The organism is Alcaligenes sp. SMD-FA, from assembly GCF_025960365.1.
Lineage (GTDB): Bacteria > Pseudomonadota > Gammaproteobacteria > Burkholderiales > Burkholderiaceae_B > Alcaligenes > Alcaligenes aquatilis.
On sequence record NZ_CP110108.1, the window covers coordinates 1,734,542 to 1,746,708 of the forward strand.

The 12,167-nt window shown below is 57.3% G+C and carries 12 protein-coding genes; 9 read left to right on the forward strand and 3 right to left on the reverse strand.

Annotated features, from left to right (window positions below; all coding sequences use genetic code 11):
• The first annotated feature begins 70 nt into the window (after positions 1–70).
• Genes OKX01_RS07995 through OKX01_RS08015 form a run of 5 tightly spaced genes read left to right on the forward strand, consistent with a single transcriptional unit; the run spans position 71 to position 6,965 of the window.
• The gene (locus tag OKX01_RS07995) at positions 71–1,885 is read left to right on the forward strand and encodes a CoA transferase (protein WP_264672751.1); all 1,815 of its coding nucleotides are present in this window, start codon (positions 71–73) and stop codon (positions 1,883–1,885) included.
• Positions 1,882–3,543 (forward strand): AMP-binding protein, encoded by a 1,662-nt coding sequence (locus OKX01_RS08000; RefSeq protein WP_230018470.1) that lies wholly within the window; start codon positions 1,882–1,884, stop codon positions 3,541–3,543. The genes OKX01_RS07995 and OKX01_RS08000 overlap by 4 nt, the downstream gene beginning before the upstream one ends.
• Complete coding sequence (locus OKX01_RS08005) at positions 3,540–4,733, forward strand: acyl-CoA dehydrogenase family protein (RefSeq protein ID WP_094196493.1); 1,194 nt, start codon at positions 3,540–3,542, stop codon at positions 4,731–4,733. Before OKX01_RS08000 ends, OKX01_RS08005 begins: the two co-directional genes overlap by 4 nt.
• The gene (locus OKX01_RS08010; protein WP_264672752.1) at positions 4,730–5,920 is read left to right on the forward strand and encodes a CynX/NimT family MFS transporter; all 1,191 of its coding nucleotides are present in this window, start codon (positions 4,730–4,732) and stop codon (positions 5,918–5,920) included. The genes OKX01_RS08005 and OKX01_RS08010 overlap by 4 nt, the downstream gene beginning before the upstream one ends.
• Positions 5,921–5,924: 4 nt before the next feature.
• Positions 5,925–6,965 (forward strand): hypothetical protein, encoded by a 1,041-nt coding sequence (locus OKX01_RS08015; RefSeq protein WP_230018464.1) that lies wholly within the window; start codon positions 5,925–5,927, stop codon positions 6,963–6,965.
• Positions 6,966–7,172: 207 nt separating this feature from the next.
• On the opposite strand, the gene OKX01_RS08020 is transcribed toward OKX01_RS08015, so the two are convergent.
• Both OKX01_RS08020 and OKX01_RS08025 read right to left on the reverse strand, forming a co-directional pair.
• The gene (locus OKX01_RS08020; RefSeq protein WP_094196495.1) at positions 7,173–7,547 is read right to left on the reverse strand and encodes a DsrE family protein; all 375 of its coding nucleotides are present in this window, start codon (positions 7,545–7,547) and stop codon (positions 7,173–7,175) included.
• A 22-nt stretch (positions 7,548–7,569) separates the two neighbouring features.
• Complete coding sequence (locus tag OKX01_RS08025; protein ID WP_108727377.1) at positions 7,570–7,914, reverse strand: carboxymuconolactone decarboxylase family protein; 345 nt, start codon at positions 7,912–7,914, stop codon at positions 7,570–7,572.
• A 119-nt stretch (positions 7,915–8,033) separates the two neighbouring features.
• On the opposite strand from OKX01_RS08025, the gene OKX01_RS08030 reads away from it, so the two are divergent.
• The 3 genes from OKX01_RS08030 to OKX01_RS08040 all read left to right on the forward strand — a co-directional run bounded on the left by OKX01_RS08030 (position 8,034) and on the right by OKX01_RS08040 (position 8,985).
• A complete protein-coding gene (locus OKX01_RS08030; RefSeq protein ID WP_094196497.1) occupies positions 8,034–8,345 on the forward strand; it encodes an ArsR/SmtB family transcription factor in 312 nt (103 codons plus the stop codon).
• Positions 8,346–8,444: 99 nt separating this feature from the next.
• Entirely contained in the window at positions 8,445–8,642 is a 198-nt protein-coding gene (locus OKX01_RS08035; protein ID WP_094196498.1) for a DUF2892 domain-containing protein, read from the forward strand.
• A gap of 154 nt (positions 8,643–8,796) precedes the next feature.
• On the forward strand, positions 8,797–8,985 hold the full coding sequence (locus tag OKX01_RS08040) for a hypothetical protein (protein ID WP_009454580.1): 189 nt from the start codon (positions 8,797–8,799) through the stop codon (positions 8,983–8,985).
• A 222-nt stretch (positions 8,986–9,207) separates the two neighbouring features.
• Here the strand turns inward: OKX01_RS08040 and OKX01_RS08045 are convergent, their stop codons facing one another.
• Positions 9,208–10,044 (reverse strand): AraC family transcriptional regulator, encoded by an 837-nt coding sequence (locus tag OKX01_RS08045; protein WP_264672753.1) that lies wholly within the window; start codon positions 10,042–10,044, stop codon positions 9,208–9,210.
• Positions 10,045–10,329: 285 nt separating this feature from the next.
• Here OKX01_RS08045 and OKX01_RS08050 point away from each other — a divergent pair, with 285 nt between their 5' ends.
• Positions 10,330–12,000: a 2-isopropylmalate synthase gene (locus tag OKX01_RS08050; protein ID WP_264672754.1), complete on the forward strand. Its 1,671-nt coding sequence runs from the start codon at positions 10,330–10,332 to the stop codon at positions 11,998–12,000.
• Positions 12,001–12,167 lie beyond the last annotated feature (167 nt).

Here is a 12,167-nt window from a genome sequence, read left to right on the forward strand (position 1 = left end):
GGATTTTCATGGTGCAAGTGCTGGTTTCTGCAATCAGCACTTGGCGTGTGCATCACTCTGGTTTGGAACTATGTCTGAATTACTACATGGCTGCGGATTACGTTGGCAGATGGGCTCACCGCCCCCGTACTGGCAGGGCTTGCCCGCTGCCTTGAGCCGTCAGGCCCGATTGCTGGGTTTGTCCGAGCAAACCGCAGGCCAGCAAGACGAAGCAGCATTCAGCCTGCATTCGCCTGATTTTGGAACGATTAGCACGCGTCTGGAAACCGAGGCAGGCGGCATGACGCAAGCCGCGATCAGCGAGCTGAGCATGCAGGCTGCCAGCGGTATCTTGTCCGTGCATGGACGCTCCAGTGGTCCGTCGGGTACCTTGGGCCTGGATTATCTGGCTGTACTCAGTTCAGCCATGAGCTTGCAGGCGACCTTGGCAGCCGCCTTGGGCCAGTTGCGTGGCGGGCGTTTCTCCACGGTGTCGGTCTCGCCCTTGGCTTGTGGCTTGCTCAGTATCGGTCAGTATCTGGCCGGGGCAACGGCGGCCCAGGATCCCGAGCAGTTATTGGCAGGCAGCTACGATCCCGGCTTGCGGCCGCCCTTTGTCTCGCAAGACGGTGTGATCTTCGAGTTGGAAACGCTGGACCCCCGACCCTGGCGCGCCTTTTGGGAAGCGGTGGGCGTACCGGCTGATTTGGCTGGTCAGGCCTGGAAAGCCTTTTTGCTGCGTTATGCCAAGGCGGTGTGCCCTATGCCAGAGACGTGTTTACGCCGTTTGCGAGCGTTGAACTTTGCCCGCTTGCAGGAATTGGCCGTGCAAACAGGAATGGCCATTTTGCCGGTGCGTACACCGCCTCAACGCCAGAGTGATAGTGATTACGCGGCCTTGGCTGGTCTGTGGCAGCATCAGATTCATGCCGCGTCTGACTCCTTCTTGCGCGCCTTGCCGTTCAACGCCGATTTGCCCTTGCGCGGTTTGCGGGTAGTGGAGTCTTGCCGCCGGATTCAAGGGCCGATTGCCGGTCATTTGCTGGCGCTCCTGGGGGCGGAAGTGATCCGTCTGGAACCGCCCGGTGGCGATCCCTTGCGTGCTATGCCGCCTTGCGTGGATGGTTGTTCGGTGCGTTTTGATGCGCTCAATCAACTCAAGACGGTGCAGGAAGTGGACATCAAGTCGGCTCAAGGCCGCCAGGCCATTTACGAGCTGGTGAGTCAGTCCGATGTGTTCCTGCATAACTGGGCGCCGGGCAAGGCGGCCGAACTGCAACTGGATGCTCAGGACTTGCATGCGGTGCGCCCGGATCTGGTCTACGCCTATGCGGGCGGTTGGGGGCAGGAGCAAGTGGACGCACCGGGCACGGACTTCACGGTGCAAGCCTGGTCGGGCATTGCTCACACCATTTCTCAAACCTCGGATGCACGGGGTGGGTCTTTGTTTACGGTGCTGGATGTGCTGGGCGGCGTGATGGCCGCGCTGGGTATCAGTGCCGCCTTGCTGCGCCGGGGCCTGAGCGGGTCGGGCTTGCGGGTAGACAGTTCCTTGCTGGCCACGGCCGATCATCTGGCCCAGGCCGCCTCTCCTATTAGTAAAACCGGCGTGTCGGCGGTGTTCCAGACGGGCGATGGCTTTATGGTCATCGACTGCCAGGATCAAACGCATTTGCACGCGCTGGCCGGGTGGCTGAATGTGTCGCCCGATGCCGTTTGGACGGTCTTGCCGGATCGTCTTCTGTCCCAGTCTGCCCTGAGCCTGGAGGCGCAACTGGATGTGCTGGGCATACCGGCTCGCCACGTCCCAGGCAATCTGGCGCAACTGCGTGCTGATCCACGCCTGGCGTCCCATTTCCATGACAAGGGCTATTCGTCTGTTAATTCTCCCTGGAGGTTTGTATGAATCACGCTGGCATCATCGATCTGGTCCCCGCGTCATTGCGCCAACGCTGGATAGAGGACGGTACCTACCCGAACAAGCCGGTCTTTACGCTGTTCGCGGAAAAAGCCCAGGCCCATCCGGACAAGCTGGCGGTGCTCTCGCCACAAGGCAATATCAGCTATAGCGCCTTGATGGACGCGGCCTTGCGTCTGGCAGCTAATCTGCGTCGTGCGGGCATTATGGCGGGCGATGTGGTGGCCTATCAGCTTAGCAACCATTGGGTGTGCTGCGCCATTGACCTGGCCGCCGCCGCGTTGGGGGCGATTGTGGCGCCTTTCCCACCCGGACGGGGCAAGCTGGATATTCAATCGCTGGTGCGTCGTTGCGATGCACGGGCGGTGATTGTGCCGCATGAATATGCAGGCATTGATTTGTGCGACGTGATCGAGTCCTTGCGGCCGACGTTGCTGTCCTTGCGTGTTCTGATCGTGCAAGGCCCATCGCGTCCGGGCTGGATGACCTTGGATTCCCTGTTCGAGGGCGAGCCTTTGGCCTTGTCCGAATTACCCGAGGTGTCCCCCAATTCGCCGGTACGTTTGCTGGTGTCCTCCGGTACCGAATCCGAGCCCAAGCTGGTGGCGTATTCGCACAATGCCCTGGTGGGCGGGCGCGGCCGATTCCTGCAACGCATTTCCCCCAACGATGTGGAGTTCCGGGGCATGTATCTGGTGCCGCTGGGCTCGTCGTTTGGCTCTACGGCCACCTTTGGCGTGCTGTGCTGGTTAGGTGGTTCTTTGGTGGTCTTGCCCAAGTTTGATGTACCTAGTGCGATTGCCGCCATCAATGCCTTCAAGCCTAGCTTCATTCTGGGCGTGCCCACCATGTTCCAGCGTATTGCGGCAGCGCCCGAGCTGGAAAAAGCCGATAAAGCTAGTTTGCGCGGCTTGATTGTGGGCGGCTCCGTCATTGACGAAGCTACCGTGCGCCGTTGCGTGGAAGCGTTTGAGTGCGGCTTTATCAGCCTGTACGGCTCGGCAGATGGGGTGAACTGCCACAACACGCTGGACGATCCCATCGACGTGGTCTTGAGCAGTGTGGGGGCCCCCAATCCGCAAGTGTGCGAGATCCGTCTGATTGATGACGAGGGTGCCGAAGTGCCACACGGTGAAGTAGGCGAAATCACGGCACGCGGTCCCTTGAGCCCCATGCAATATGTGAATGCCCCGGAGTTGGATGCGCAGTATCGGGACGAGCAGGGTTGGGTGAAAACGGGTGATCTGGGCTATATCAATACGCAAGGGCAGTTGGTGTTGGCCGGTCGCAAGAAAGACATCATCATTCGTGGTGGTGCCAATATCAGTCCGGTGCAAATTGAAGGGCTGGTCATGGCTCACCCGGATGTGGTTACCGTGGCGTGCGTGCCGGTCCCCGATGCGGACCTGGGCCAGCGTATTTGCTTGTGCGTGACGGTGCGGGAAGGCGTGCCGCGTTTCTCCTTGAAAGAGATCACCGACTTCTTGCGTGAACAGGGCCTGGAAGTGAACAAGCTGCCCGAGTATCTGCGTTTTTACCGCAGCTTGCCGCTGACGCCTGCGGGCAAGATTGACAAGCGCGCCTTGGCTGCTGACGCTGCCGCTTTAGGTTCCGGGGCCAAGACTGCAGCAGGGATGGCCGCATGAGTCACTTTGCTATTTCCAGTGCGGCCTTGAGCCGCAAGCTGCGGCAGTTTGTGGATACCGAGATCATTCCTAACGAGGGCATTCTGGCTCAGGGGGACAATCTGGCCCGCGAGCTGACCCTGGACCTGACGCGTCGTGCCCAACAGGCCGGTTTGTTTGGCAGTTTCTACCCCATGCATCGTGGTGGTCGAATCGCCAGTTTGGTCGAATACTTGCCCGTGGCTGAACAAGAAGGGCGTTCTGAATATGGCCCCGGTATTTTCGGGGCGGATGCCACGCTGGACGCGTATATGTTGAGTCATCATGGCTCGGCCAGCGTCAAACAGCGCTTTTTGACACCCTTGCTCAAGGGCGATGCGGTGTCCAGCTACGCCATGTCCGAGCCGGACAGCATTGGTTCGATTCCCGCCACCATGCAATGTCAGGCTCGCCTGAAAGACGGGCAATGGCATGTGAATGGCCGCAAGTGGTTTATTTGCCGGGCGCAACTGGCCAGCTTTGCGACCGTGGTGGCGCGCAGCGCGGATGGCCCTGTGAATGAGTCCTTGTCCATGGTGATCGTGCCCACAGACGCAGCGGGCTTTAAAGTTGTGCGTCCCTTGCCCTTGCTGGGACGTTACCAGGGGCAAAACGAGCTGTTGTTCGACAATGTGACTGTGCCTGAGGACTATGTTCTGGGCAGCGCCGGGCAGGGCATTGCCTTGATGCAAAAGCGTCTGGCCTTGGGCCGCATTTTGCGATCCGTGCAATGGTTGGGCTTGGCCCAACGCAGCTTTGACATCATGTGCGAGCGCATTCATTCAGAGCGTGGACAACAGGCCCGTCTGGCGGACAAGCAACTGGTTCGGGCGCGGGTCTATCAGGTGTACCGCGCCATTACTTCGGCCCGCTGCTTGCTGCGCGAAGCAGCCATCAAGTTCGATGCGGGTTTACCCAATTCGGTGGAGGTGAATGTGGCCAAGCTGGCGGCGTCGGATGCGGTCAGCGAGGCGGCAGACTCCGCCATCCAGATCATGGGGGCCGAAGGGTTGGCCGATTGGAGTCCCTTGTCCGGCATCTACCGGGCAGCGCGTACCACGCATATTCTGGATGGGGCGGACGATGCCTTGATCAGCACGGTTGGCAAGCACTTGCTGCAAGCGCACTCCGCCATTCAAGAGACAGTAGAGATGAACAAGGCAGTCGCATGATGTTATCGACACGGGCAGGTCGTTCACCCTGGGTGCTGGCCAGTTTGATGACGCTGGCGATGGGCATGCCCATGATGGTGTTTTACGCTATCGGCGTCCTGGGTCCGCAAATCATTCAGGATCTGGGCATCTCGCGTGAACAATTGGGCTGGTTGACCACCAGCACCTTTGGTCTGGCTGCCTTGCTCTCGCCGTGGGCGGGGGCCTTGGTGCAGCGCATGGGTAATCGGCAAGGTTTGTTTTTGCTGTTCCTGCTGGTGGCCATGTCCTTTAGTTTGATCGCGGTATTGCCGGGTTTCTGGGGCGTGCTGACAGCCTTGCTTTTGTGCGGCCTGGCGCAGTCCTTGGCGAACCCGGTGACCAATCAGGCCATTGCCCAGTTGGTTCCGGCAGAGCGCAAGGCCGGGCTGGTCGGTATCAAGCAATCCGGCGTGCAGGCTTCGGCCTTGCTGGCCGGTTTGGTCCTGCCCACCCTGGCCTACAAGCTGGGGTGGCGGGGGGCGTTTGTGGTGTGGGTGCCTGCCATGTTGTGCCTGTCCTATTTTGCCTTGCAGCTTTTGCCTGCCAGAGCCAATACCGTCGCCGGCAGCATGTCCTGGCGCTTGCCTTGGCCCAGCCCACAGCTTTGGCTGTTGATGGCCATCCAGTTGTGCGCGGGTCTGGTGCTGTCGTCCTTCATCACTTTTCTGGGCGTTTTTGCCCAGCAGTTGGGTGTGTCGCCGTACTGGATCGGGATGCTGGTCAGTGGCTTTGGGGTGATGGGGATTGTGTCCCGCGTTCTTTTGACGCCTATCGCCGCCCGCTTCGGCGATGAAACCTTGCTGCTTGGCATCCTGTTTGTGATCCCGGTTGTGGCCTTGTTGCTGATGATGATGGCCGCCGCGGATAGGCTGTGGCCCTTGGGGGTAGGGGTTTTGGTGATTGGCTTGACCCTGGTTGCGACCAATGCAATTGCCATGAGTATGTTGTTGCGTGATGCCCGCTTTGGTGCTCCCGCCCGCACGGCAGGGCTTTTGTCCGTCGGGTTTTTTGGTGGCTTCGCCTTTGGCCCGCCCTTGTTTGGCGTGCTGCTGCGCTCGCCTGAAGGCTTTGCCGCCGCCTGGCCGTTTTTGATGGGTATTTTGGTGTGCGCCAGCTTGTTGTGCCTGATTCTGTACCAGGTGCGTCGCATCGCGAAAGGAGAGTGATGCAATGTCTGTCGATGTCTTGGGATCAGTCAGCATACAGGCTATCTTTGCCAATATGGATCAGGTTGCCGAGCAATGTGGGGAGCAGTTTCCCTTGTTCAGACAGTCCTCGTCCGAGCAATGGACCTTGTCGCGGCGTGGATCCTGGTTGGGGGGCTTTTGGGCTGGATTATGGTGGCGACGTGCCCTGATCAGCGGTCGGGAGCAGGACAAGCGCCAGGCGCTGCGCTGGAGCCAGAAGCTGCAAGTCTGGCTGCAAGAGCCCAGTATCAATCGCAGCTTTGTGTTCTGGTATGGCGCTGGCTTAGGCAGTATCTGGCATGGGAATAGGCAGGCGGAAGCGAATGTAGATCTGGCGGCTCAAGCCTTGCTGAACAGTTTCGATGCCTCCAGTGGCTTCTGGCCCCTGGGTTCTGGGATGGGGGGCGGAGAATCAGGTAATCACATGTTGAATGTGGATGCGTTGGCGCCGACGCTGTTGGTGTTGAATGCACAGGGTGGGCCGGTGGCGCGTCAATTTGGGCAATGGCATGTGGATGCTTGTCTGCGTTACTTGCAAAAGCGTAGCGGAGCCTGGCGCGATACCGTCTTGCTACGCGGGAACGATGTGCTGGCCGAGCAGGGCGCTCAAACCTGGCAACGAGGGCAAGCCTGGGCCATGTTGGGCATGGCAAGCGCCACGCGACTGTACGACAGAGCGTCCTATGCTCACGCGGCTTTGAAGGCTTGTCGCTATTGGCACGAGCGTTGGGGGAAATATGCACATGGCTTTTTGAGGCAGAAGTCCCCACTGAGTCCGGTGGACCGCTCGGCTTGGGCGATTGCTTCTTTGGCCATGTATGAGCTGTGGCAGATTTTGCCGGAGCAACAATGGCTGCACGAGCAATCGCGCCTGTATCTGGATGCCTTGCTGACCCCTGAGTTAAGTGAGACAGGTCGTTTTGTGGGGCATCTTTATAAGGTTGCGCCGGGGCAGTCGGAGTTAGTGGAGTCGGCTTGCGCCAGCTTCTTTTTGCTGGAGGCTTTGTTGGCGCATTTGGCTTGATGGACTGATAGTTCGGTTACTTGCCCCTTTGCGTGATCGAGGGGGCCGCGAAATCGATGGTGTACGTTTCCTGGCCTAAGGCCGGTCCATAAAACGAGGATGCCAAGCACGATTGCCGTACGCAATAGCAATATCCTGTCGTGCAGAAAAAGCAGGCCAACACACAGAAAGGGTGTTAGCCTGCATGGCATGGGGCGATGCAGCGAATCAGGAAATCTGTAAGGACCCTGTTGCCCCCATCAGCAGGTCAATCACATCCGGTGCGGTAATAATTTCAAAGCGTGGGTCCATCTGCTCGGCGCTTAGACCGTTATGCACCATGCAGGACTTGCACACAGCGATACGTCCACCTTGCTCCAGATACTTCTTCAATAGATCTGCTGCCGGTTCAAAAGGCTCGCCAATACGGATCGGGTCAGCGGCGCCGGGTACACCCAGGGCGACCCCTTCCGCCATCAGAATCAGGCAGGCGCTATGTCCTTTCTGAACGGCATTGACCGCCATGGTCAGAGCCACGGTCACTTTGTCGGGATTGCCCTGTGCATGAAACAGCGTGGATACGAAAGCAGCGGGTTTAGGCATCACAGTTCTCCTTGTTTCCGGTTCAAGACTTGAATTCATTAAAAGCGGCAACCGCATTGGCGGCGTACATCACGGACGGGCCACCGCCCATATAAATGGCAACGCCCAAGGCGTCATGGACTTCCTCCAGGCTGGCGTTCATGTGCGCCAGTGCCTTGCTGTGAAAGCCAATGCACCCTTCGCAGCGCGTGGCCACGCCAATTGCCAAGGCTATCAGCTCCTTGGTTTTGGCATCAATAGCGCCACCGCTCATGGCTGCCTTGCCTATTTCCCCAAAGCCCTTCATGACATCGGGTTGTGTCTGGCGCAGTTGCGCCAGATTGCTGGAAATACCGTGGGTTAATTGTTTGTAGCTGGTTTCACTCATGCGTAAGGTCCTTTGTACTTAACAAAAGCAAAGAAATGCTGAAATTATTGACTGCATTAATTCAGTATATGCTAAATTAAGATTTATCTAAATTAATGCGTAAAAAAGTTGGATAAACCATGATGCAACGCAAATCCGACATCGAGCTTTTGCAAGAAAGTGCTGATCAGGCGGCCGCCTTGTTGCAGGCGGTAGGTAATCCCAAGCGTCTGGTCATTTTGTGTCTGTTGATTCAGCAAGGCGAGATGAGTGTGGGAGCCTTGAACGAGATGGTGACGCTTAGCCCTTCGGCCTTGTCGCAGCATCTGGCACGCATGCGCCAGGAAGGTTTGGTCAGCTACCGGCGCGAGGCGCAAACCCTGTATTACCGGATTGAGGACCCGAACGTCGCCAAGTTGATTGGCACCTTGAAGGATATTTTTTGTCCCTGAACCGGCGGGTGTTAGGGGGCTGGGCAGCATCAGTATCCTGCGTGTAGGTACCTTCACCCGCTCCGTTTTTTCCTTACTTTTTTGTTGAGAGGATGAGCCATGAAAAGCAACGTCGGTAGTGTAGATCGTATTATCCGTATCCTTGTCGGTGTGGTGCTGATTGCGCTGGCAGTCACGAATGTCATCGGCTGGTGGGGCTGGCTGGGCCTGATTCCCCTGATCACGGGCCTGGTCGGTTTTTGCCCCTTGTACCCCATGCTGGGTCTGAGCACCTGCCCGCTGAAAAAGCGTCAGTAGGTCAGTCCCTATTGCCTGATAGCGGGGCATCCCCGCCTGCTCCTTGGGAAGGTTTATCCTGCTCAAGGAGCTTTTTTATTGCCTGAAAAACTGCTTTGGGTTTTGTACGATAACGCAGGCAGTGTGCCAGTCCTGTTGGAGTGGGGAGCGAAAGATGAATAAAGAAGATATTTCCAAAGCAAAGAACCCGGACTTGCGGGCGTCCCTGGCCGCCTTGGAGCGTGCCGCGCAGTCGGCACGTTTTGTGGCCATGCAAACCAATACCTCGGTGGTGTTGGTGGAGAACGGCAAGATGATCAAGCTCTCGGCAGAGCAATTGCGGCAGGAAGTCTGCAAGAGCTGATGATACTTGGTTGCTATCGCGGTTCTAGTCTGGTGGCGCCGTACTTTTGTCTCTGCTGAGCGGTTTGTTTTTTGAAGTGCTCAAGAGGGTGATGGGTCTTGTAGATGGGCCTAGGGGTAGTCGGATGAATATCCACATCGAGCATTCAATCAAGCAGGAAGCAGGTTGGCGGACTGAGTAGTTACTGCAGTCTGCCAAGCATTCTTGCCGTAGAGATCGGCTTCAGACCATGCCAGTATCATGCTCCCTATCAGGAGACTGGCTCAAGGTCGCCAAAAACTCTGAAGGCGGATAGGCAAAGGTCTTTTTAAAGGCCACTGAGTACGCGCTCAGGCTTTCATAGCCGCTTTCCAACGCCGCCTGCGTGATGGACTTGCCTTGCAGCAGAAACTGGATCGAGGCCATCAGCCGCATCTGTTGCCGCCATTTCCCCAGATTCATCCCCGTGCTTTTCAGAAAATGCCGATGCAGGGTTTTCGGCGTTAAGGCATATTGCTGCGCCACCTCATCCATCGTTTTTTGTTGGGCGGGCCAGCGCACCAGGTCTTCGCAAATTCGCCGCATCAAATCATCTTCCGGCCAGGGCAAATGAAAAGGCAGGGGATGGAGCACGCGCAGCTCTTCGATCAGTAGTTGCCCCAGCAGTGCGTCTCGTAAAGGTGGGTTCTCTTGCGGAACTACCTGCACCAGCGCGGCAATCAGTTCACGCACCAGTGGTGTGACATGGATCACGCAATCATGGTCCGGCAGTTGTGCGGCCAGAATTTCATCAATAAACAAACCATGCACATTCACTGCTGTGGTGGCGTTGAGCTGATGCGGCACACCGGGCCGCAACCAGACGGCCGTAGTAGGCGGCACCAGCCACTGGCCGGTATCGGCCTGCACCAGTAGCACTCCTTCAGTGGCATACAAAAGATGCCCACGGTGGTGGCGATGGCGGGGCACTTCATGCCCGGCCGGGTAATGCTCGATCACCCCGCTGACCAGCAAGGGCGAGGTATCGGAGTGCGACAAGTCCAGCGCCCGCCCACCGCGTTCAGGGGATGCGTAGCCCATATTCAGAAATGTCCAAAAAGATAAAACAAATGACTATTTTTTGATAGAAGGCCAAGTGACTTGCAGTCTAAAGTGCTTTTATCGTCTTCATCAAGCACTTTGGGATTGAAGCTGCTGTGACTTATTTGCACTTGCTATCGCTAGGCCTACTAGCCCTGACATCCGGTCGGGGTCCGTACGCCTGTGTGTGCGAATGGTCCTATCCTGGTTTCCCCAGACCCCGACTGTAGCCAGCTCCTTGGAGCAGGGAAGCCAGGTATGTCATTCCCTATATTCGAGGTTCTCATGCTGACTGATCCTTCCCACAAATACCGTCCCTTTCCCGTCGTCAACTTGCCCGATCGCCAGTGGCCACAACGTACCCTGAACAAGGCGCCCGTGTGGTTGTCTACCGATTTGCGTGACGGCAACCAGGCCCTGTTCGAGCCCATGAATCGCGACCGCAAATTGCGCCTGTTTCAGGAGCTGGTCCGCATTGGTTTCAAGGAAATCGAAGTGGGTTTTCCGTCTGCTTCGCAAACGGATTTTGATATCGTTCGTCAACTGATTGACGAGGGCATGATCCCGAATGACGTCACGCCTATGGTGATCACCCAACTGCGTGAAGATCTGATTGAAACCACGGTACGTAGCGTGGCGGGGGCGCGTCGTGTGATTGTGCATTTCTACAATGCCATCGCACCAGCGTTTCGTGACATTGTCTTTGGTATGAAAGTGCCGCAAATCATAAACATGGTGCGGCACCATGTGGAGCTGTTCAAGCGCCTGACCGCCCAGCACCCGGAAACGGAGTGGGTGTTGCAGTATTCGCCTGAAACCTTTTGCATGGCAGAACTGGACGTGTCGCTGGCTGTCTGCAACGCGGCCATTGATGCCTGGGACGCGGGGCCAACGCGACCCATGATCATCAATCTGCCCACCACGGTGGAAGTGACGACTGCGAACGTTTTTGCCGATCAGATTGAATGGATGGATCGCCATCTGGATAGACGTGAACATATCGTCTTGTCGGTGCATCCGCATAACGACCGTGGCACAGGCGTTGCTTGCGCCGAACAAGCCATGCTGGCTGGCGCACAGCGTGTTGAGGGCTGCCTGTTTGGCAATGGCGAGCGCAGTGGCAATCTGGATGTGGTGACCTTGGCATTGAATCTGTATACCCAAGGCATTTCGCCAAACCTGGATTTCTCCGATATTTCGGCAGTAGCCCGTATTGCGGAAGAGGCGACTTCCTTGCCCATCCACCCGCGTCATCCCTATGTGGGTGATCTGGTCTTCACCGCTTTTTCCGGTTCTCATCAGGACGCGATTGCCAAGGGCTTTGCGGTGCAGAAAGAAGATGCCCCGTGGCGCGTGCCTTATCTGCCGGTCGATCCCAAGGATTTGGGCCGCACCTACGACAGCATCGTGCGTGTTAACAGCCAGTCCGGCAAAGGTGGCATCGCTTTCCTACTGGAACGCGACTACGGCATTGTGATGCCGCGTCGCATGCAGGTGGAGTTCAGCGCCATTGTTCAGCAGATTGCCGATTCCAGCGAAACGGAGTTGAACAGTCAGCAGATCTGGGAGCTGTTTGAAACCACCTACCTGCAAGCCAATCAGCGCCAAGGGAGCACCAGCTACCGTACCCATGGTCTGTTCGATGAGGCTCAAGGGAAGCAGGGTATAGAGCTGCAATGCGTGAATGCTAATGGCGAGACTGAAACCTATACCGGAACAGGCAATGGCCCGATTGCGGCGACGGTGGCAGCCTTGAATTTGCCTTTGCGTATCGACAGCTACGAGGAACGCAGCCTGGGCTCTGGCGCAGACGCCTGCGCCATGGCAATTGTGGAAGCGGTCATGCCGGGTGTGCCTGGATCGAAATTTGGCGTGGGCAAACACGCGAATATCATCACGGCCAGTGTGATGGCGGTCATGAATGCGGCGGCGCGATTTGAGGAGGTCAAGGCGTAAGCAGTCAACGGTGTGCGGTGGTCCGTGCTACTTGATTAATCGACCAATCAGTGCGGGCCACACTCAAGGCCAGGCGCTTAGGCAGGCTGCTCAGCCTTCTGAGTTATGGCTTTGTCAGTTTGTTGAATCATCATCTGATAAATGCTTGTTGCTGGTTCTAGTTAAGG

Bases quoted from the DNA above. Each gene is read 5' to 3' on its own strand.
- OKX01_RS07995 (WP_264672751.1), top strand. From the start codon at position 71: ATGTCTGAATTACTACATGGCTGCGGATTACGTTGGCAGATGGGCTCA.
- OKX01_RS08000 (WP_230018470.1), top strand. From the start codon at position 1,882: ATGAATCACGCTGGCATCATCGATCTGGTCCCCGCGTCATTGCGCCAA.
- OKX01_RS08005 (WP_094196493.1), top strand. From the start codon at position 3,540: ATGAGTCACTTTGCTATTTCCAGTGCGGCCTTGAGCCGCAAGCTGCGG.
- OKX01_RS08010 (WP_264672752.1), top strand. From the start codon at position 4,730: ATGATGTTATCGACACGGGCAGGTCGTTCACCCTGGGTGCTGGCCAGT.
- OKX01_RS08015 (WP_230018464.1), top strand. From the start codon at position 5,925: ATGTCTGTCGATGTCTTGGGATCAGTCAGCATACAGGCTATCTTTGCC.
- OKX01_RS08020 (WP_094196495.1), bottom strand. From the start codon at position 7,547: ATGCCTAAACCCGCTGCTTTCGTATCCACGCTGTTTCATGCACAGGGC.
- OKX01_RS08025 (WP_108727377.1), bottom strand. From the start codon at position 7,914: ATGAGTGAAACCAGCTACAAACAATTAACCCACGGTATTTCCAGCAAT.
- OKX01_RS08030 (WP_094196497.1), top strand. From the start codon at position 8,034: ATGATGCAACGCAAATCCGACATCGAGCTTTTGCAAGAAAGTGCTGAT.
- OKX01_RS08035 (WP_094196498.1), top strand. From the start codon at position 8,445: ATGAAAAGCAACGTCGGTAGTGTAGATCGTATTATCCGTATCCTTGTC.
- OKX01_RS08040 (WP_009454580.1), top strand. From the start codon at position 8,797: ATGAATAAAGAAGATATTTCCAAAGCAAAGAACCCGGACTTGCGGGCG.
- OKX01_RS08045 (WP_264672753.1), bottom strand. From the start codon at position 10,044: ATGGGCTACGCATCCCCTGAACGCGGTGGGCGGGCGCTGGACTTGTCG.
- OKX01_RS08050 (WP_264672754.1), top strand. From the start codon at position 10,330: ATGCTGACTGATCCTTCCCACAAATACCGTCCCTTTCCCGTCGTCAAC.